Raw genomic sequence first — 20,951 nt, 5'->3', positions numbered from 1 at the left:
CAATTATCAATCAGTTGCCTTGCCAAGGCCAGCAAGCGAGTAAAACCTACTGCAAGTCCTCTAAAATCGGCTTATCCGCCGTCTTCAGCTCCGTGTGCAGCACGTCGTTCTGCTGCTCCAGAATCACGACTTCGTTTTGGCCTTTATTCAGCCAGCAGCCGGGTAGGTACAGGGTTTGCTGAGGCCCCACTTTCCAGTAGCGCCCCAGGTGGTGGCCGTTCACGAACACGATGCCCTTGCCCCAGCCGCGCATGTCGAGGAACACGTCGGCGGGCTGCGTTACCGTAAAGGCGGCGGTGTACAAAGTGGGCTTGCCCACCTTGTTTTTGGCGGTGTACTTGGCCAGATCGGGCACCTGCTCGAAGGGCAGCTTGTACATGCTCCAATCGCCGGTAATCTCGAAGCCGTTGATGATGACCGGGGAGATAATGCCCTTGGTATTGTGCACAATGTCAGCGCCGTAGTTGATGCGCCCCATGTTCTCCACCAGCAGCTCCAGGGTGCCGTTGAAGGGAATCTGCACGTCCAGCCCGTACTGGGTTTGCTGCCGGTTCAGCTCGCCCACCCGCTTGCCGTTCACGTACACCGTGGCGTAGTCGCGCAGGCCCTTCACCTGCAATTTGCCCTGCGTGGGCTGCGTGAAGCGCTTGCTGTACAGCACGTAGCCGTGGCCCTGGCCCAGCGCTTCGAATGAGAGCGGCGCGTCGTTGGTCACGGGCTTAATGTCCTTCTTCAGGTCGAACAAATCCACGGCTTTGCTGAGCGCAATGGGCGGCAGGGCCCTAACCGGCAGCGGGGCCGGCACCGCCGGCACGGGGTACTTCACGTAGCGCGTCAGCACCTCGCGCAGGGCGGTGTACTTGGGCGTGGCCCACCCCGCCTCGCTGATGGGCGCATTGTAGTCGTAGCTCGTGATATCGGGCTGAATCTCGTGCTCTTCGTTATAGTTCGCGCCCGCCGTGAAGCCGAAGTTGGTGCCGCCGTGGGCCATGTACATATTGAAGTTCACCCCGTTTTTGAGGTAGGTTTCGGCCTGTTTGGTGGTCTGCTCGGGGCTGATGCGGGTGAAGGGCTCGCCCCAGTGGTCGAGCCAGCCGGGGTAAAACTCGGCCACCATGTAGGGCCCCTGGTTGCCATGGTACTGGTTAACCGCCTTTTTCAGGTTGTCCACGTTGCCCTCGCCGTTGGCAGTGGGCAGCACGCCCGGCAGCGCCCCGCCCTCAAACAGCATAGCCCCGTCGGAGGTGAAAAACGGCCCTTCGAAGCCCGCGTCCACCAAGCTCTGCTTAATGGCCGCGTTGTACTGGCGGTGCTCGGCCAGCGGGATATCGGGCCGTTGCGACACGTACGAGCCAAACTCGTTCTCCACCTGGGTCATGATGATCGGCCCGCCCTGGCTCACCTGGTAGCCCTTCACCTGGCCGGCCAGCCGGCGCAGATACCCGCGGCACGAATCCAAAAACGGCTGGTTATTGGCTCTGATAACCAGGTTCTTATTCTGCTGCAACCACCACGGGTAGCCGCCAAACTCCCACTCGGCGCAGGCGTAGGGCCCCGGCCGCAGAATCACGAACAGGCCCTCTTCCTGGGCCGTTTTCAGGAACTCGGCCAGGTTGTGGCTGCCCGTTTTGAAGTCCCACACGCCGGGCGCGGGGTGGTGGTAGTTCCAGAACACGTAGGTGGCTACCGTGTTGAGGCCCATGGCCTTGAGCATCCGGAGCCGGTGCCGCCAATATTGCTGGGGCACGCGGGCGTAGTGCATTTCGCCGGCGTGAATCTGGGTGGGCTGGCCATCGTAGCGAAACTGCCCGTCCCTGATTTCAAACGTGTGCTTTTGCTCGGCCTGGGCCCCGGGGCCCCGCCAGCAGCAGGCCCAAGGCCAGCAAGCCCCGGGTAAGCGTTGAATGTAACATGCAGGGAGTCAGTTTTATAAAAAAGCCTACTTGGCCACGAAGGCGAAAGCCAGCGCCGGGTACGCCCCGGCCTGCTTGGCCAGCGTAGCGGGCAGGGTCAGCGTCACTTTGTCGCCGGTGGCGGTCCACTTCACGGTTTTGCCGGTTTGGAGCAGCTTCACGGCGCTGCCTTTGCGGGGCACGTTGCCGGTCCAGGCCACGGTGGCGGGGGCGGGCTGGCCTTCGGGCAGGCAGGCAATGGCGTAGCGGGTGCCGGTTTTGCCCTGCGTGAAGTAGGTGGTGCCGTCCTGGAAGCGCGCCGTGGCCCGGGTGCTGTAAATAGCCGCCCCGTTCACATCCAGCCACTTGCCAATGGCCGCCAGGCGGCTCACGGCTTCGTTGTCGAGGGTGCCGTCGGGCCGGGGGCCCACGCCCAGCAGCAGGCTGCCGCCCTTGGCCACCACCTCCACCAGCGTGTGGATGATTTTGGTGGGCGACTTGTACACGTCGTTGGGCACGTAGCCCCAGTTGTTGGCCAGTGTGAGGCAGCTCTCCCAGGGGTTGTCGATTTTGCCCTCGGGTACCTTTTGCTCGGGCGTCTGGTAGTTCTCATAGGGGCCGTGCACGGTGCGGTCCACCATCAGCAGGCCGGGCTGGGCCTGGCGCGCCATGGCCGCAATGCGGGGCATGTTCACGTCCTGGCTGAACTCTGGGATGGGGCCCCCCACGAGCGCACTTCCGCGTTCACGGTTTCCTTGGGCCGCACCCAGCCGCCGTCGAGCCACAGAATGTCCACGCTCCCGTAGTTGTGCATCAGCTCCCCGATCTGGTTGTAGGTGAAGTCCTGGTACTTTTTCCAGCGCCACGGGTACTTCTTGATGTCGTAGTTGACGTTGCGGTTGGGGGTGGCGTATTTCGACCACCAGAAATCCTGCGAGTGCCAGTCGGGCTTCGAGAAATAGGCCCCGATCATAAAGCCTTGCTTGCGGAAAGCGTCGAACACGTACTTGGCAACGTCGGCCCGCGGGTTGTCTTTGAACGGCCCGTTGCTGATCTTAAAATCCGACTCCTTGGTGTCGAACATGTTGAAGCCGTCGTGGTGCTTGGTGGTGAACACCAGGTAGCGCATGCCCGCTTTTTTTGCCACGCTGGCCCACTGCTCGGGGTTGAACTGGGTGGGGTTGAACTGCTTGCTGTAGTCCCAGTAGTGCTTTTTGTAATCCTCGTACGCCACGGTGCTGTCGCGCTCAATCCAGTCTTCCGAGCAGATGGTCCACGACTCGATGATGCCTGGCACGGCGTACAGGCCCCAGTGCAAAATCAGCCCGAATTTCTGGTCCTGCCAGTGGTCCAGCTTCTGCTGCACCAGCGGGTCGGTGGGCGCTTCGTACTCCGTCGACTGCTGGTGGATGCCCTGCTGCTGAGCCCGGGCCGGCAGGGCGCTGGCTGCGGCGAGCAAGGCAAGGGCGAGGGTCACTTTTTTCATGAACACAGGCTATTTCTTAGTTAAGTGTTTGGGGTTGTTGGCCAGTATTTTGGCAATGATGTAGCGCCCGATTTTTTGCCCCTGCACGTTGCCGTCGGTCACGCTGTCCAGGTAATGAATGCCGCCGTAGAAGCGGGAGATGGACGCCTCCGCCGCCGCTTGCCGGAACGAGGTGAAGGGCCGCTCGCCGCTGCCAAACGGGATTTCGGTGTCGTCGACGTAGGCGATTTTATCGCCCAGCAGGTAGGTGAGCACCTCGGCCGAGGCGTTGGAAATCACGGCGTGCCCGCTGGTATATTCCGGAAAGGGCGGCGTTTGCAAAAAGGGCTGCCACTTCACATCCACGTATTTGTTGATGTAGGTTTCGGGACGAATGCGGTTGGTCAGGTACTTGGCGTCCCAGGTGCTGATGAAGGCATCCATCAGCGTAATGCCCTCTGCAAGAAGTACGTAGGCGGTTTTGTCGAACCCCACTTTCTGCTGCTTCGCCACCAGGGCGGCAATGTTCATCCAGTGCCCGCCGGGGCTGATTTTCTTGAAGCCAATGGCCATGTGCCCCGCCGTGCTGACGGCAAACGGGTTGCAATCCCAGAACTGGGCAATCTGGATCTGGTCGCTCGTCAGCTGCTTGCCGGCTTTGTACACGGCTTGCACCTGGTGGTAAAAGGCCGAGGCCGTGTCCTTGCTGAAGGCGCAGGGCAGCGCCGGCCGAAACCCGCTAGCCGCGTCGATAACCAGCGGGCGAATCGTTACCCAGTTGGGCTCCACGGCCTCCAGGTAGGCGGGGGGCGTGGGGTACCAGCTGCCTTCGGCGCGCACCGGCGTGTAGCGCTTGAGCGTGCTCAGCTGCGCATAATGGTCTGATTTAGAGAAATTAACTACGGCTGCCGCCGCCAGCTTGCCTACTCGTACCGACTGGCTCAGCACCCCGGGCTTCATGCCCTGCTTGGCCAGTCCCTGCAAAAAGCTGGCTTCTTCCTCGGCCAGGTCTTCGCCCGAGGGCAGCAGCCGGCGGGACGTTTCGAGCATGCTGTAGTAGGCAGCCACCTGGTAGTCGTAGGCCGCCTTCACGGTATCCAGCCGCAGGTTGGTGGTGAAGCCTTTTACCAAATGCTGCGCTGGGGGCAGGCTTTTGTTGTGGGCCGCCACAATGCTGTAGGCCCCCAGCATGCTATAGGCGTAGTAGCGCGCCGCGGCCGGCGGGCTGATGACATCGTGCACCATCGTCATGTTGATGGCATCGAGCGCCTTGCTGGGATCAAGCGGCTGGGCCTGCTGGGGCCCCCTGGCCGCTACCGGGTTGTAAGTCAGCGGCCCAGCCACCAGCGCGGCCAGCATAATTTTGAGCCTCCTCATTATTCTTTATAAAACTGTACGGGCCCGTTGCTGACGCCCACCACCAAGTAGGGCTGCTTATCCACCGTGATCTCGCTCGCCGATTTCACGTCGCCAACCACGCAAATGCCGGCCACCGGCTGCTTCACATAAGTAAAGTGGCCCCGGCCATCGCCTTGCAACAGGCAGCCGTAGCCGGCATCGATACTGCCCATTTTCAGGCGGTTATCGGTGTGGTTACCGAGCAGTAGCAGGTCGGGGTGGCCGTCGTGGTTGTAGTCGCCACTCGTAACCTGGGTCACGACGGAAAACTGCGCTTCCACCGGTAGTTCCGCGGCCGTGAGTTTACCTTTGTTGTTGAGGTAGAGCATGGTGCGCAGCTCGGTGGCTTCCAGCTTGCTGGCCTTGCTCAGCTCATCGCCGGGGAAAATATCCGCCATTTTAGCGTCGGCGTAGGCTTTGTAGGAGGTGAAGCGGCGGCGCATGGGGTAAATCAGGTCGTTCAGCTCGTCACGGCTCACGAAGGGGTAGCTGGTGCCATCCACGTAGAAGTTGAAAAACGGATCGATGGAGCCGTTGCCGTCAAAGTCGGCGTAGTACAACGCCGCCGGCTCCTGGGCGGTGGCCCGCAGGGGGCTGTTCAGGCCGAGGTTGCCGGCCACCAGGTCGGGCTGCCCATCGGCGTTCACGTCGGCCATGTGCAGGCTGAACCAGAGGCCGGTTTGGGGCGTGGCGAAGTAGTCGGTGGTCTGGTCCTTAAAGCCTTGCGGGGTGTTGGTCCACACGGTCAGCGGCATCATCTCGCCGCACAGCACCAAGTCCTGGCGGCCGTCGTGGTTCAGGTCCACCCACTGCGCATCCGTCACCATGCCGGCGTGGGCAAATGGCACCTCGGCGGCCGTAAATGTGCCCTTGCCATTGTTGAGCAACAGGTAGCTGGGCGGAGCCAGCGGGTAGCGGCCCGGAATGACGCGCCCGCCCACGAAAAGATCCAAATCGCCGTCGTTGTCGGCATCGGCGGCCCGCACGCAGCTTTTGCTGCCGGCAGTGAGGGAGGGGAGGCCGGTAGGGGCCAGGCTCAAGTGGCCTTTGCCATCGTTGAGGTACAGCTCGTCCTGCAATTCGTCCTGCCCGGCTTCGTACAGCGCGTAGCCGCCTTTGGCCAGGTACAGGTCGGGGGCCCCATCGCCGTTGGCGTCGAAGAAAGCGGCCGCCGCCACGGTGCCGGCCGGCCGGGGGGTAGCGCGGCCCAGGGGCGCTTCGATAAACTTGCCGCCCAGCTGCTGTAAGTACAGCCGGCCCACTTCGTCCTTCGCGCCGCTCACAAACAGGTCCTCCCGGCCGTCCTTGTTCACGTCGGCTTTCACCATTACTGGCGCCGTTTTGGAGTACATGAACAGCATGAGCAGCTGGCGCTTGAAGTCGTTCAGCGTCACTTCCTCCGGCTGAAAGGCAAACAGCGGCGCGGCGGGCTTAAACATCGTTTTAGTGACCTTGGCAACTGGGGCCACCGGCCGGTCCTTGGGCTGGCCGGTCAATTGGAGCAGCTGGTTGGCCTTCACGTTGGTGAGCAGCTGCGTGGTTTGGTTGGGCCAGACGATGCGCACCGAGTCGGCCCGCTGGTGGGGCCCCAGGCCAAAATTTAGGACCGTGGACACGCACGACAGGTAGCCCCGGTTGGGGTTTACTTCCTGGTACTGCACCTGGCCGGGCGTGTACACGTAGGCCTTGGCCCCCACCGCCTGGGTGTTCGGGCCGGGGCCCTTCAGCTTTAGGGCCAGGTAATTTGTGTGGTGCGCGTCGGTGCTGTGGTTGCGGTAAATGCTGGCCGGCTGGTTGAGGGTATTCACGACCAAATCCAAATCGCCGTCGTTGTCCAGGTCGGCATAAATGGCGCCGTTCGACATGTTGGCTTGGTTCAGGCCCCATTCCTGCTGCTTGTTGGAAAACGTCAGGTTGTGCTCGTTGCGGAAAATGTAGTCGGGCACCGCCGTGGCGGGCATGGCCGTCACCAAATCCATCAGCAGAAACGGCTCCCGCGCCATTGCTTTTTTAATCTTGTAATCGCCCCAGTAGCGCAAAAAATCCTTGTTGGTGTAATCGCGCAGGTAGCCGTTGCTGATGTAGATGTCCTTGTAGCCGTCGTTGTCGAAATCGGCAATTAAAGGGCACCAGCTCCAGTCGGTTTTCGACACGCCCGCCAGCTGCCCAATCTCGCTAAAGGTGCCGTCGCCGTTGTTGAGGTGCAGCATGTTGCGCATGTACTGCGGGTATAATCCCTGCTGCTGCATCAACTCAAATACCTCGTAGTTTTCCTCTAATTGCAGCGATTTTTGGCGATGGTTATCCGCCGGCAGCATGTCGAGGGTGAAAATGTCCGGCTGCGCATCGTTGTTGAAATCTGCAATGTCCACGCCCATCGAAAAGTGGGAATGGTGCCGCAGCATTTGCTGGGCTTGGTTGGTAAACGTGCCGTTCTTATTATTCAGGTATAAGTAATCGGGCTCGTTGTAGTCGTTGGTGACGTACACGTCCTGCCAGCCATCCTTATTAATATCGGCCACGGCAATGCCCAGTCCAAACGTGAGCGGACTTTGCACAATGCCGGCGGCTTTGGAAACGTCGGTGAAATGGCCGCCTTCGTTCTTGAATAATTTATTGCCAGCCAGCGCATCTACTTCGCCCTTGTAGCGGGCAAATTCCATGTTGTCAATCTTTTTAATGTTATGATTGAGCAAAAACATGTCTAGGTCGCCGTCGTTGTCATAATCGAAAAAGGCGGCCTGCGTGCTGTAACCGGGGTCATCGAGGCCATATTGGCTGGCCTCCTCCTTGAATTTGGCACCGCCCTGGTTGATGAATAATTGATTGCGGCGCACGTCGTCGGCCTTTTTGCCGGAGTAGCAGATGTAGATATCCAGCAGGCCGTCGCCGTTGACGTCGGCCATCGTGACGCCGGTTTTCCAGCCGTCTTTGCGCCCGCCCAGCGCCGGGCTGGCCTGGTCGGTAACGTCCTTAAACTTGCAGCCCCCTAGGTTGAGGTACAGCTTGTTGGGCCGCATGTTGCCGGTAAACATCAGGTCCGGCAAGCCGTCGTTGTTAACGTCGCCAACCGCTACGCCGCCGCCATTATAAAAATACTCGTAGGATAGAATATTGAGCGCCTCGTTTTCGCTCACGGCATTATTAAACGCAATGCCCGTTTCCTGCGCATTGAGCAGGCTAAACAACGGCTGCTGCGCCTGGCTGCTCAGCGCGCTGCCCAGGCCCAGGAGCGTGAGCACCAGCCGGTAGCCAGCGCGCAGCTGGCGCACGTGCGCAAATAAATTGGTGATGAGGGCGCTCAAGAAATTAATAGATTAAGACCGTAAAAAAGGCTTTACAGGCTAAAATATACAACACCCGCCCGGGGCCCCCTTAGTTCCTATTAGCTGCACAGCATAGTACAGCAAAACTTGATTTTTAGGGCCCCAGCGCAGCGGTGGCGATGAAGTGCAGGAAGGGTTGTGCGTGGTTTGTATCGTCCTCCACCGGGGCCCCTTCTCCGGCCTGCTTGGTGCGCAGCGGAGGCCGGGAGAAGGGGCGTTGGGTGGGGTTGAACGTCCGGTCAAAAAAAGGGCTTCACCCCAAGCCTGTTTGGTGTGAAGCCCCCATTATTTACTGATTTAATTAATTATTTATCCCACCACACGCGCGAGGTCAGCAGGTCGCCGCCGGTGAGGCTGGCCACGCCTGAGGCGTAGCCGGTGGGGTTGTTCGATACTTCCGTAACCGGGTAGATCAGGCGGCGCGGAATGGTGCCGTTGGTCACGTTGCCGGGGTACACCACGGGCGTCAGGGCGGGGTAGCCCGAGCGGCGCCAGTTGTTCCAGGCCTCGATGAAGTCGAAGGTGGTGGTGGCCTCCAGCCAGTACTGCTCGTTAATTTGCTTGAGCGGGGTAGCACCCAGGGGGTTGGCCAGTACGTAGGCGTCGACGGTAGCCTGGCTGATGGTGGCCGCCGCGTTAATCTGCGACAGCGACAGCATGGCGCCACCCACGCCGTTGGCGTAGTGCGTAGCGGCGTTGGCGCCCACGCTCCAACCGCGGCTGGCGGCTTCGGCCAGCAAGAGCTCGGTTTCGGCGTAGGTCAGCAAGAAGTTGGGCGCGGCGCGCTGAATGTACACGGCCAGGCGCGGCCGCGAGTAGCCGCCGAGCGGGGCCACGTCGGCGCCCGAGCCCGTGGCGCCGGGGTAGTCGCTGCGCTTGCGAATGTCAAGCGAGCCGCCCGTCAGGTCGTAGCCGTTGGGCAGGCCCCGCTGGAGCGCCGGCGTGTTGTCGCCCGGCAGCGCCTGGTTGGCGTTGTTGAGGGCGCCGGCCTGCGGCACTTCGGCAATGGCCCCCAGGCGGGGGTCGTTGGTGGTGCGCAGGTAGTCAATCAGGGTCTTGCTCCACTTCACTTCCCGAAAGTCGTCGGTGGTGAGCAGGGCGTTGGTCGTGGCGTTTTGGGTGTCGCCGAAGGCAATGTCGCCGCGCACGAAGGCATTGTCGGCGTAGCTGGCCATGGTGCCGCCGGCGGCGGCTTTCTCGGCGTAGGTTTTGGCCAGGGTGGGGTTCGCCTTGGTCATGCGCATGGCCACGCGCACCATCAGCGAGTAGCCCAGCTTTTTCCACTTGGTCACGTCGCCGCCGTACACCAGGTCGCCCGAGGCCGTGGGGCCCGTAGTGCTGAGGCTGGCGATGGCAGCATCGAGCTGCGTGAGCAGGGCCGGATAAATATCCTCCTGCTTGTCGTACTGCGGCGTGTTGATGCCCTGCCCCGCCTGCAACGCCTGCGAGTACGGGATGTCGCCGTAGGTATCGGTGATGCGCTGGAATATCATGACTTTCATGATATTGCTGATGGCAATCACGTTCACAAAGCGCGTCGCGCTCTGGGCGTTGGCCACGTCGATGGCCTGCTGCAAGCGGCTGAGCGCCGTGTAGCCCTGGCCGAAGATGAGGCCCTGGTAGCCGGTGAAGCCGCCCGAGTTGGTGTACTTGTCGCCGTTGCCGTAGTAGTTGAACGTGCTGGCCAGCCCCTGAATGGCAGTAGCCGGGTACAACAGCTGGGCGTAGCCCGCGTTGGCAAACGTCACCTGGCCATCGGTGAGCAGGTAGTTGGGGTTGAGGTTGGCAGCCGAGGCGGCGTTGGGGTTGGTGTTTACCTCGTCCAGGTACTTTTCCGAACAGGACGTGCTGAACAGAACGGTCGTTAAAGCCGCATAAATAATTGTCTTTCTCATCGTGCTGGCTTATTTGAATTTGACATTGAGGGTAGCGCCGTACGTGCGGGCAAAGGGCAGCGAGCCGCCCTCTACCCCGGCGTAGGACACCAGGGGCGAGATGGTGTTTTCGGGGTCGATGTTGTCGGTGTGCTTCAGGATGGTGAACAGGTTGCGGCCCACCAGCGACAGGGTAACGGACTGCAATGGCGTGCGTGCCAGCAGCTTCTGGTTGAAGGTGTAACCGAAGGCAAGCTGGCGGAACTTGATGAAGCTACCGTCGAGCACCGACAGGGCCGACACGTTGGCCGCCAGCGTGGGGTAGTAGGTGTAGGCCGGTACCGATACGGTGTTGACGGCGCCGCTCTCCGTAACGCCAACTGCTACTACGCCGGTTTCGCGGCCGGTGAGCGTGGCCTTGTTGAGGCCGCGGGTGTAAGAATAGTACTCGGTGGCCGACAGAATCTTGTTGTTGAACTTGTAGTCAATTAGCGCCGACAAGTTGAAGTTGCCGAAGGTGAAATCGTTGTTCCAGCCGCCGTACAGGTTGGCGATGCCCGAGCCCATCGGCTTCAGGTCGCCGCGCAGCGGAATGCCGTCGGCGCCCACAATCACGTTGCCGCTGGCATCGCGCTTGTAGTCGTAGGCCCGCACTTGGGAAATGGCGAGGCCCTTCACGATGCCGATGTTGCCGTTCATGGGGCGGTAGGTGCCGGTTTGCAGCGGGTTGTTGGCGCCGCCGTCAATATCCAGCACTTCGTTGTGCAGCTTGGTGAAGTTGAACGACGAGGTCCAGGTGAACACGCCGCGCTTCACGGGCACCACCGTCAGGGCGAGCTCGATGCCGCGGTTCAGGGTCGAGCCCAGGTTCACCGTCGTGCCCTCGTAGCCCGTCGCTACCGAGAGGGCCGCGTTCACAATCTCGCCGCTGGTTTTGCGGTTGAAGTAGGCCAGGTCCACCCCGATGCGGTTGTTGAGGAACTTCAGCTCCGTGCCGATTTCAAATTCGCGCAGGTTGTAAGGCCGCAGGTTGGCGTTGGGCAGCGTTGAGCTGTACGAAGCGCGCGGCACGCCATTGATGGGGTTGCCGATGTTGTAGTACTGCGACGTGAGGTAGGGGTTGGCGGCCTCGCCGCTGGTTTTGGCGTAGGAGGCGCGCAGCTTGCCGTAGCTCAGGGCCGGCGAGTCGAGCAGGTCCGAGAAGATGAAGCTGCCCGCCACCGACGGCGTGAAGATGCTGCGGTTGCCGTTAGGAAGCGTGGAAAACCGGTCGTAGCGGCCGGTCGTGCTCAGGGTCAGGAACTTGTACGTGAAGTCGGCGGTGTAGTAGGCCGAGGGTGTGATGAGCTCCGTCGACTGGTACTCCAGGTTGCGGGTGCGCAGGTTGGTGGGCGTGTACAGGTAGGGCACAATGAAGTTGCCCCCGTACAAGCGGCTGCTCTCAAACGTGTTGCGGCGGTAGTTGGCCCCCAGGCTGGCGCTGATGGAGAAGTCTGGGTTGAGCTGCTTGTTGAACGACAGGAGGGCGTCGGAGTTCATTTCCAGGCGGCTGCCCAACGTCAGGTTGTCCAGGCCCCCCTCGCCGGCGTTCGAGTACAGCGTACCGTAGGGCGTCACGCCGAAGCGGCGGTCGCTGGAGTAGTCGTAGCCCACGCGCGCCAGGAAGGAGAGGTAGTCGGTGAACTGGTACCGGCCCGAAATTGTGCTGAGGAGGCGCTTGCGCGACACGTTGTTCACGAACTGGTTCACCACAAACCAGGGGTTAGTGGCGTAGCTATCCACGTTCCAGGCCGTTTCCAGGCCGTTGTTGTTCGGGTCGAAGCCGGGGTTCAGGGTGGCCTGGTCGATGTTGGGCGCCAGGAACAGGATGTTGTTGGCGTTCAGGGGCGAGTCGCTGAGCTGGGCGCGGTTCTTATCGTTCTGGTCGACGTAGCTGGCCGTCAGGTTGAAGCTCAGCTTCTTGGTCAGGTCGTAAGCCGTGTTGAAGTTGACCGTGCGGCGCGTCAGGCCGCTGTTGCGCAGGATGGACTGGCCGTCCAGGTTCGACAGCGACAGGCGGTAGGTGCCCTTGTCGCCGCCACCCGAAATGGCCACCGTGTTGGTCCAGGAAGGCGCCGTGCGGTAGAAGTTGTTGATGTTGCCGTTCACCTTCGAGTAGGCGTGCTGCTGGCCGTCGATGCCGACGGTGGGCGCGCCGTCGAGGCGCTGGCCCCAGGCCGTGTTGCCCGACACAATGGCCGAGGCGATGTCGGTCGGGCGCAGGTTCTGGCTGCCCTGGCCGTACTCGCTCTGGAAATCAGTGTTGTCAACCGCTCGATCCATCTGGAGGTTGGTGTTGTACTCAATCGTGGTTTTGGTGCGCGAGCCGCTCTTGGTCGTTATCTGCACCACGCCGTTGGCCGCCCGGGCCCCGTACAGGGCCGAGGCGGTCGAGCCTTTAAGCACCGTCACATTCTCAATGTCGTCGGGGTTGATGTTGCTGATGCCGTCGCCCAGGTCGGAGCCGCCCCATTCGCCGGCGCTGCCCCGCACGGTGTTGTCCATCGGCACGCCGTTGATGACGATGAGGGGCGAAGAAGTGCCCGAAAAGGACGTAACCCCGCGAATGTTGAGGCGCACCGACGAGCCGGGACCGCCGCTGGCGCCCGCCACGTTCAGGCCCGCCACGCGGCCTTGCAGCGAGCTGGCCACGTTGGTTTCGCGGGCTACGTTGAGCAGGCCCCCGTCTACTTTCGTGACGGAGTAGCCCAGCTTGCGCTCGTCCTTTTTGATGCCGAGGGCCGTCACCACGACTTCGCCCAGCTCCTTGTTGTCGTTGGCCAGCACCACGTTGATGGTCGTGCGGCCGCCCACGGCCACCGTCTGCGGCAAGTAGCCCACGTAGGAGAACACCAGCGAGGCGTTGTCCGGGGCCGCGATGGCATAGTTGCCGTCCACGTCGGTGGTGGTGCCCTGCGTGGTGCCGCCCACCTGGATGCTCACCCCGATGAGGGGTGCGCTGTCCGAACCGGTTACTCTGCCCGCAATCTTGGTTGCCTGGGCATAGCTATACCCTCGGCAAAGCAGCAAGAGTAAAACTATTAGGTGTAAGGTTTTTTTCATCATGGATTCAGGGGTTTTTGGTGAGGGTCAATCGAATTGCAAAAGGTTGGGAAAGAGCGCGGGAGAGAATTTCGTTAGCTATTTTCTGCCTTGCAGGGGAAGTAATCAATTCGATAAAAGGACCTAATTATTTAGTTAACAAATCAGTCAAATTTGATTAATCAGTAAGCAAAGCGCCGAAAGTAATTTTGCCGGGAGTTAATTAAAAGCCACTTGCCAAAAAGGTAAAGAAGATGCTTTGGTGACCAGCGGCTTGCGGTAAATAGGGCCCGCCGCGCCCGCCCGGGGCCCCACCACAGGGGCGTCCGTACGAATTAATTAAACTACCGGCACGGCGTAGGCTACCGTGGTTTTAGGTTGGTAGGCGTGACCCTTGAGGGCGAAGAACAAAATGTATAAGTAGCAGGGAATGAGCAGCACGTAGGCCTGCTGCAAGCCCAGCCCTTCGCTGAGCTTGCCGTACACGTAGGGCAGCACCGCCCCGCCCCCAATGCCCATGATGAGCAGCGCCGAGCCGTGCTCGGTGTAGCTGCCCAAGCCCCGGATGCTGAGCGGAAAAATGGCCGGCCACATCAGCGAGTTGGCCAGGCCCAGCAGCGCCACCAGCAGCACCGAGGTGAAGCCCTGCGTGAGCAAAATGCCCACCGTGAGCACGGCCCCCACCACGGCGCAAATGGCCAGGGCCCGCTGCTGGGTTACGTAGCGCGGAATGGCCCACACGCCCACAAAATACCCCACCAGCATGGCCGCCAGCGTGAGGGAGGTAAAATTCCGGGCCACGTCGAGGCTGATGCCCTGCGCCCGGCCGTACTGGATGATGGTGTCGCCGGCAATGACCTCCACGCCCACGCAGCAAAACAGTGCCAGCACGCCCAGGGCCAGGTGTGGGTACTGGAAAAGGCCCTTTCCGGCGGTTGCTGGGGCCCCGGCCGCCGGCGTGGGTGCGGTTTCTTCGGTCGTAATTTCCGGCAAGCCGGAGATCTTAATCAGGCCAGCGAGTACCACCAGGGCCCCCGCCATGATGAGGTAAGGGAAAATTACGCGGTCGGCCAGCTGCTGGAGCAGCACGGCTTTGGCGGCCGGCGACGCGGTGCGGGCCAGCTGGCTCTCCAGCTCCGAAGCGCCCTTCAGCACCACCGCCCCGATGATGAACGGACTCAGCACCCCGGCCACCTTGTTGCAGATGCCCATGATGCTGATGCGCTTGGCGGCGCTCTCGATGGGCCCCAGCACGGTGGCGTAGGGGTTGGAGGCGGTTTGGAGCAGCGCCAAACCGGCGCCCTGCACAAACAAGCCCGCCAGAAACAGACCAAACGAGCGGGCCTGCGCCGCCGGCACGAACACCAGGGCCCCCGCTGCCATCACGACCAAGCCCAGCGCCATGCCGTTTTTGAAGCCCGTGCGGCGCAAAATCAGCGACGAGGGGATGGCCAAAAACACGTAGGCGATGTAGAAGGCGAACGTCACCAGCAATGCCTGCGCGTAGGTCAGGTCGCAGGCAATTTTCAGGAACGGAATCAGCGTGCCGTTGAGCCAGGTGATGAACCCAAAGATGAAAAACAGGGCCCCGATGATGACCAAGGGCGGAACGACGGTGGCTTTGCTGTCTTTCATGCGATAATCAAGAAAAGATAGGGGAGGGTTCGCCCGGGGGCGGGGTGGGGCCCCGGCTAGCGCCTGAACGCGGGCGGGGGCCCCGGCAGTGGCCCGGGGGCCCTAAAACCGGTAGCGCACGAAGGCCTCCATGGCCTCGTACTCGGCCAGGCCGAGCTCGTCGTAGCGCTCGGCGGTGGCGCGGTTGCGGTCTTCCGAGCGCTGCCAGAACTCGCGCTTGTCGTTGCCAGGGAATACGGCGCTGTCCTTCTGCGACTGGTGCTTAAAAATGGCCTGGCGCTTGCGCATCAGCTCCTCGGGGCTGATGGGCACGGCCATCTCAATGTCCTCCACGTCCCACTCCTGCCAGGCCCCGCGGTACAGCCACAGGTAGCAGTCGTCGAGCCAGGCTTCTTTGCCCTTGAGGCGCGAGAGGGCGGCAAAAATGGCGTCGAGGCACACTTTGTGCGTGCCGTGCGGGTCGCGCAAATCGCCGGCGGCGAAGATTTGGTGGGGCCGGATTTCCTGCAAAATGTTCACCACCTCCTGGATGTCTTCCTCGCCCAGCGGCTTCTTCTTCACCTGCCCGGTTTCGTAGAATGGCATGTTCATGAAGTGCACGTTGGCGTCCTGCACGCCGCAGAAGCGGCAGGCGGCGGCGGCCTCGCCCTTGCGAATCAGGGCCTTGATGTCCTGCACCAGCGGGCTGTCTTCCTCGCCCAACTTTTTGCGGCCGAGGAAATCCACCACTTCGGCGTGCTCGCGCTGCATCTGGGCGGCGCCCACGTCTGATTTCTCGGCGAAGTCCAGGGCAAAGTCCGCGAAGCGGCGGGCGTCGTCGTCAAACACGGCGATGTTGCCCGAGGTCTGGTAGGCCACGTGCACGTCGTGGCCCTGGTCCACGAGGCGCAGCAGCGTGCCGCCCATCGAAATCACGTCGTCGTCGGGGTGGGGGCTGAAGATGAGCACCCGCTTGTGGGCCGGCAGGGCCCGCTCGGGCCGCTTGTCGTCGTTCGAGTTGGGCTTGCCGCCCGGCCAGCCCGTGATGGTGTGCTGGATGCCGTTGAACACCCGGATGTTGAGGCTGTAGGCGTTGCCCGATTCTACGAGCAGGTCGCTCAGGCTGCCATCTTTGTAGTCTTCGTCGATGAGCTTGAGGATGGGTTTCTGCATCTTGAGGCTCAGCCAGATAACAGCCCGCCGGATCAGGGCGTCGTCCCAGGCGCACATGCCCACCAGCCAGGGCGTTTTGATGCGCGTCAGTTCCAGGGCGGCCCACTGGTCCACCACCACGCGGGTGTGGGGGTGCTGCTGGAGGAAGGAGGCCGGCACGGCGTCCGAAATCTTGCCCTCCACCGTTTCCTTCAGGATTTTGGCCTTGCCCTCGCCCCAGGCCAGCAGGATGATCTGGCGGGCCTTGGTGATGGTGCCCACGCCCATGGTGAGGGCCCGGAGCGGCACGTATTCTTCCTTGATGAAGTCCTTGGCCGCATCGGTAATCGTCAGCGGGTCAAGCTTTACCAGGCGTGTGGTCGAGGTACTGGCCGAGCCCGGCTCGTTGAAGCCGATGTGGCCGGTGCGCCCGATGCCGAGCAGCTGCAAGTCGAGGCCGCCGCACGCCTCAATCAGCTTGTCGTAGGCCTGGCAGTAGGCTTTTACTTGCTCGATGGGCAGCGTGCCGTCCGGGATGTGCACGTTTTCGGGCCGGATGTCCACGTGGTCGAATAGCTGCTCGTGCATGAAGTAGACGTAGCTCTGGAGCTCGTCGGGCTGCATGGGGTAATACTCGTCAAGGTTGAAGGTGACCACGTTCTGGAAGCTGAGGCCCTCCTCGCGGTGCAAGCGCACCAGCTCCTGGTACACGCCAATGGGCGACGAGCCGGTGGCCAGGCCCAGCACGGCCTGCTTGCCCTTGGCCTGCTTGGCCCGGATCAGCTCGGCAATTTCGTGGGCCACGTAAATGGCGCCCTCCTGCGACGTTTCAAAAACGGTGACCGGCAGTTTTTCAAACGTGGTTTCCGAGTAATTCAGTACTTCCATGGCTGGATTTCGAGCGTAAAAATGGCTGATTTTTAAAGCGAAGCAGGAAGGAGCGGCTGGTGAGAAATTAGGGCCCCAAGGACCATTTTCGCAGCGGCAAACTAGAATTAGTGCAGCAATAATCGTGGGGTTTGATAGGGGCCGACTAGCCGAGGGCGAGCACAGCTTAATAGAATAATAGTAGTAAATAATAGTTTGTCCGGTTCAAACTTAAGTCCGCCGCGCAAGCAAAGCAAGCATTTGACAAAAAAATGTGTGCGCACACGCAAAAAAAAATGTCCGAAGTGTGCGCACACACGGCACTTTGCGCGACGTGATAAGCTGCACCATGCACCTGAGGCCCCCAAGCGAAGAAAAAATAGACGCGCGGCAACCACAGGGGCAGTCCGTGGTCATTAGGCCAGCGCTTGCCACCCGCGGGTAAGACTAACCCGGCACTGCGGCGGTAGGGCAGGGCCCCCAGCGCAGCATTACCGCGGGGTTACGTGATAACTTTGGGGTGTTTACCCGTAAGCGCGAACCCGCGCGCCGGGCGCCGTCTACCAGCTGGCGCGCCGTGCAGAGAGAGTAGTTAGAGTATGGAAAAAATTGCGGTACGCATCAAGGACATTGCCGCCAAGGCCAATGTGTCGGTAGGAACCGTGGATCGGGTGCTCCACAACCGGGGCCGGGTGTCGGAAAAAGTGCGGCAGAAAGTGCTGCTCATGATGCAGGAGCTGGACTACGAGCCCAACCTGATTGCCCGCACCCTGGGCTCGAACCGCACCTACCAGCTGGCCGTGGTGCAGCCCGACCACCTCATCGACCCCTACTGGCAGGCCCCGTGGGACGGCATCGGCAAGGCGGCCAAGGAGCTCAAGCAGTACGGCGTCACCGTCACGATGTACCCCTACGAGCTGACGGAGGTGGCCTCGTTTGTGGCGCAGGCCGAGGCGGCCACGCGCTCCGCGCCCGACGGCATCCTCGTCGCGCCGCTGTTCTACCGCGAGTCGCTGGCGTTTTTTGAGCGCTGGCAGGCGCAGCGCATTCCCTACGTGCTCTTCAATACCTACATCGCCGAGCTGCCCTCGCTGAGCTACGTGGGGCAGGACTCGTACCAAAGCGGGTTTCTGGCGGGCAAGCTGGTGCAGTTCGGGCAGGCCCAGCCGGGCACCTACCTCATCGCGCACATCGCCGAAGACATTGCCAACTCGGTGCACGTGACGCAGAAGGAGCGCGGCTTCCGCGACTACTTTGCCCAGCGGGCCGCCCGGGCCGAGGGAGCCCCGGGGCCCCAGCTGGCCCCCGATGCCGTGGTTAGCATCGACCTGCCCGACCCATCCGACCCGTCGTTTGCCCGGCAGCTCAACCGCCTGCTTGACGACGAAACGGTGAACCTGCGCGGCATTTTCGTGAGCACTTCCAAGGCCTACGAAATTGCGCCCTACCTGCAAGCCTACCACCGCGAGGACATCCGCCTGGTGGGCTACGACCTGCTGGAGAAAAACATCCACTTCCTCCACGAGGACGTGATTGATTTCCTCATCAACCAAAACCCGCACGAGCAGGGCTACCAAGGCGTTTTCGCGCTGGCCGACCAGCTGGTTTTCAAAAAGGAAGTCCCCCCGCTGAAGTACCTCCCGCTCGACATCATCACCAAGGAAAACCTGCGCTACTACGTGGAGAAATAGGGCCCCCAGCGCGGGCCTGGGCCCCTATTTCAGGCCGCCCCTCCGGGGCTGCAAGTGCGTGAGGCCGTAATTAGACGCCTGGTACTTTCGGTGTATTCATTTCCACGTGCATCTTGGTCATGCTGCTCAGGTACTCTTCCAACGGTTCCATGCCGATGGCGGCGCGGCGCTGGTTGACGTGGGCGGGGTCGCGCAGGGACTTGGGCACTGCTTTGCCCAGGCCAGGACCCTGGTACTCAACCTGGGTGCCGTATTCCTCGGGTTGGCCCGCGTTTACCGCTACCCGGTCGGTGAGGTAGGCGTAATTGGAAGGGGCCGCGTTTTTGTGCTTTACTTCGGGCAGCATCAGGTGAAGCACTTGGCGCTGGAAGTCGGGGTGCGCGTCGGCGTGCTGCACCAGCAGCCAGAAATTGTTGGCGCTTTTGGGGCCTACCTGTCGGAAACCGGGGTATCCGTACTGGCGCACAATTCTTTCCAGGATGGGCTGGTGGCGGGCAAAGTTCTCCTTTTCAACTTCTACCAAGTCCCGGCCGGCGCTGTCGGGCTGCTGCTTGAACATCTGCTGCATGGGCCACTGGTCGGCGTAGGCCAGGCTATCGAGCGTCTTGCTGAGCCGGGGGTATAGCACGGCGGGCGGTGCGCTCTGAGCGGCCGCATCAGTCAGGCTGGCGAGGGCCAGCGGCAGGAGTAACAAGTGCTTCATGGGGAAGCAACGTTAATGATAGATCGTTAGTATTCAGCGCGCTGCGGGCCCGCCGCTCACAAAAAAGCCCCGACCAACCGGCCGGGGCTTTTTCAGTGGAGAATATCGGAGTCGAACCGATGACCTGTTGCTTGCGGAGCAACCGCTCTAGCCAGCTGAGCTAATCCCCCAAGTGCTGGCAAACATACGGCGGCCGCCGCAAACGCCCCGCGCTGGGGCCCCGCGGCGCGCCGCGGGCTTACCAACCGGTGCGGTAATCGCGCTTCACGAACTGGTTTACTTCGTCGAGGTTGGTGATGCGCATTTGCTGGTTGTCCCAGAGCAGCTTGCGACCGCGGCCGGGGTAGTCGAAGCCCTGGCCCGCGGCCTTAGGCTTTTGCAGGTCGTAGCCGCGCACGGCCAGGTTGGCCATCAGCAGGGCCTCGGTGAGGGGGCCCGCCAGCGCGAAGGGCGAGCTGAGCTTCGTTTTGCCGGCGCCGGCCAGGCAGGCTTCCACCCACTGGCCGTAGTGGCCGTTGGCCTGGCCCGGCACGCGGGCCAGGGTCTGGGGCACGCTCACCTCCTGGTTGCGGGAGAGGGGCAGCAGGCGCGGGTTTTCGGCGTAGGTGCTGGCCATCATCTTGCCCTTGTCGCCGATGAAGAGGATGCCGTTGCCGCCGTCGCCAAACAGCTCGTTGGCGCCCAGCTCGTCGGGGCGCTCGGGCTGGATGCCGCCGTCCATCCAATGCATGGTGATGTCCTGCTTGGTTTTGGCGGTTTTGGGAAACGTGAGCGTGACGTGGCTGCTGGGCGGGCAGCTCTCGGGGAAGTAGCCGCGCTTAAACTCGTCCACGTACACGCTGCCCACGCTGGCCTGCACCGCGTTGGCGTACTCCAGGTCGAGCACCCGGAAGGGGGCCTCCATCAGGTGGCAGCCCATGTCGCCGAGGGCCCCCGTGCCGTAGGGCCACCAGCCGCGCCAGTTGAAGGGAATGAGGTGGTCCACATAATCGCGCTTGGGGGCCGTGCCCAGCCACAAGTCCCAGTCGAGCTCGGCGGGCGGGGTGGCCGTGGTGGTGGGCCAGGCAATGCCCTGGGGCCAGACGGGCCGATCTGTCCAGCAGTACACGGTGTGCACATCGCCAATGGTGCCGGCGTCGTACCACTCCATCAGCTGGCGCACGCCGTCGTTGGAGGAGCCCTGATTGCCCATCTGGGTCACTACTTTGGGGTAGCGCTTGGCCGCGTCGGTGAGGGCGCGCGCCTCGGCAATGTCGTGGGTCAGTGGCTTTTGCACGTACACGTGCTTACCCATTTGCATGGCCGCCAGGGCCGGCATAGCGTGGTTGTGGTCGGGCGTCGACACCGACACCGCGTCGATGTGCTTGTGCTCCTTCTCCAGCATCTTCCGCCAGTCCTTGTAGTACTTGGCCTGCGGAAACGCCTTGCGCGAGTTGGCCGCGCGGCGGTCGTCCACGTCGCAGAGGAAGGCGATGCGGGCCTTGCCGGTTTTGGCAAACATGGCAATGTCGCTTTCGCCCTTGCCCCCCACGCCGATGCCGGCCACTAGTAGCTGGTCGCTGGGGGCGGTGTAGCCCTTGCCGCCCAGCACGAAGCGCGGCACAATGAAAAAGGAGGCCGCGGCCAACGTACTTTTCTTAACAAAATCGCGCCGGGACGGCGCTTCGGGAACCTGGCTCATAAGTGGGCGGGGATAGGAGGGGAGGGAAAGAGGAGAAGAAAGGACAATTTCGAGGCGGAAGGTACAGAAAATTGCGAATTTACCCCGTATCATTCCGCTAAAACGTTTATGCAGCCTGCACCGGGCCCCCAAGGCGCGGCCGGTGGCGGCCCGGGGCCCCGGCGTGGGCCACACAAACGTAACATTGGCGTAGCAGCCCCCCGGCCG

At 61.9% G+C, this 20,951-nt stretch carries 12 protein-coding genes and 1 tRNA gene; 1 reads left to right on the top strand and 12 read right to left on the bottom strand.

Annotated elements, in window-relative coordinates:
• Positions 1 to 46 precede the first annotated feature (46 nt).
• The 9 genes from BEN49_RS10640 to nagB all read right to left on the bottom strand — a co-directional run bounded on the left by BEN49_RS10640 (position 47) and on the right by nagB (position 16,690).
• Entirely contained in the window at positions 47 to 1,819 is a 1,773-nt protein-coding gene (locus BEN49_RS10640; protein ID WP_262490197.1) for a glycoside hydrolase family 35 protein, read from the bottom strand.
• A 120-nt stretch (positions 1,820 to 1,939) separates the two neighbouring features.
• Positions 1,940 to 2,581, bottom strand: a complete 642-nt coding sequence (locus BEN49_RS30505) for an alpha-L-fucosidase (protein WP_317040433.1) — start codon at positions 2,579 to 2,581, stop codon at positions 1,940 to 1,942.
• Between the two features lie 2 nt (positions 2,582 to 2,583).
• Positions 2,584 to 3,378: an alpha-L-fucosidase gene (locus BEN49_RS30500; protein WP_317040432.1), complete on the bottom strand. Its 795-nt coding sequence runs from the start codon at positions 3,376 to 3,378 to the stop codon at positions 2,584 to 2,586.
• 9 nt (positions 3,379 to 3,387) lie between these two features.
• The gene (locus BEN49_RS10630) at positions 3,388 to 4,734 is read right to left on the bottom strand and encodes a vanadium-dependent haloperoxidase (RefSeq protein WP_070743101.1); all 1,347 of its coding nucleotides are present in this window, start codon (positions 4,732 to 4,734) and stop codon (positions 3,388 to 3,390) included.
• A complete protein-coding gene (locus BEN49_RS10625) occupies positions 4,734 to 7,997 on the bottom strand; it encodes a VCBS repeat-containing protein (RefSeq protein WP_239691905.1) in 3,264 nt (1,087 codons plus the stop codon). The genes BEN49_RS10630 and BEN49_RS10625 overlap by 1 nt, the downstream gene beginning before the upstream one ends.
• Positions 7,998 to 8,386: 389 nt before the next feature.
• Positions 8,387 to 9,976: a SusD/RagB family nutrient-binding outer membrane lipoprotein gene (locus tag BEN49_RS10620; protein WP_070743099.1), complete on the bottom strand. Its 1,590-nt coding sequence runs from the start codon at positions 9,974 to 9,976 to the stop codon at positions 8,387 to 8,389.
• 9 nt (positions 9,977 to 9,985) lie between these two features.
• Positions 9,986 to 13,057: a SusC/RagA family TonB-linked outer membrane protein gene (locus BEN49_RS10615; protein ID WP_070743145.1), complete on the bottom strand. Its 3,072-nt coding sequence runs from the start codon at positions 13,055 to 13,057 to the stop codon at positions 9,986 to 9,988.
• 318 nt (positions 13,058 to 13,375) lie between these two features.
• Entirely contained in the window at positions 13,376 to 14,671 is a 1,296-nt protein-coding gene (locus BEN49_RS10610; RefSeq protein WP_070743097.1) for a sugar MFS transporter, read from the bottom strand.
• A gap of 102 nt (positions 14,672 to 14,773) precedes the next feature.
• Positions 14,774 to 16,690 (bottom strand): glucosamine-6-phosphate deaminase, encoded by a 1,917-nt coding sequence (gene nagB, locus BEN49_RS10605; protein WP_070743095.1) that lies wholly within the window; start codon positions 16,688 to 16,690, stop codon positions 14,774 to 14,776.
• Positions 16,691 to 17,268: 578 nt separating this feature from the next.
• Between nagB and BEN49_RS10600 the strand changes: the two genes are divergently transcribed.
• Positions 17,269 to 18,360: a LacI family DNA-binding transcriptional regulator gene (locus BEN49_RS10600; RefSeq protein WP_070743093.1), complete on the top strand. Its 1,092-nt coding sequence runs from the start codon at positions 17,269 to 17,271 to the stop codon at positions 18,358 to 18,360.
• Positions 18,361 to 18,430: 70 nt separating this feature from the next.
• Here BEN49_RS10600 and BEN49_RS10595 read toward each other — a convergent pair whose 3' ends face one another.
• From BEN49_RS10595 to BEN49_RS10585, 3 genes are all read right to left on the bottom strand, one after another.
• Positions 18,431 to 19,063 (bottom strand): DUF6624 domain-containing protein, encoded by a 633-nt coding sequence (locus BEN49_RS10595; protein ID WP_070743091.1) that lies wholly within the window; start codon positions 19,061 to 19,063, stop codon positions 18,431 to 18,433.
• Positions 19,064 to 19,159: 96 nt separating this feature from the next.
• Positions 19,160 to 19,233: transfer RNA gene (locus BEN49_RS10590), tRNA-Ala, on the bottom strand.
• A 68-nt stretch (positions 19,234 to 19,301) separates the two neighbouring features.
• Positions 19,302 to 20,744: a Gfo/Idh/MocA family protein gene (locus BEN49_RS10585; protein ID WP_070743089.1), complete on the bottom strand. Its 1,443-nt coding sequence runs from the start codon at positions 20,742 to 20,744 to the stop codon at positions 19,302 to 19,304.
• Between the last annotated feature and the right edge of the window lie 207 nt (positions 20,745 to 20,951).

Origin of the sequence: Hymenobacter coccineus, from assembly GCF_001816125.1 — a bacterium.
Taxonomy (GTDB): domain Bacteria; phylum Bacteroidota; class Bacteroidia; order Cytophagales; family Hymenobacteraceae; genus Hymenobacter; species Hymenobacter coccineus.
The sequence above is the reverse complement of the archived record's forward strand: the minus strand, read 5'-3'. Positions and strand labels throughout refer to the sequence as shown.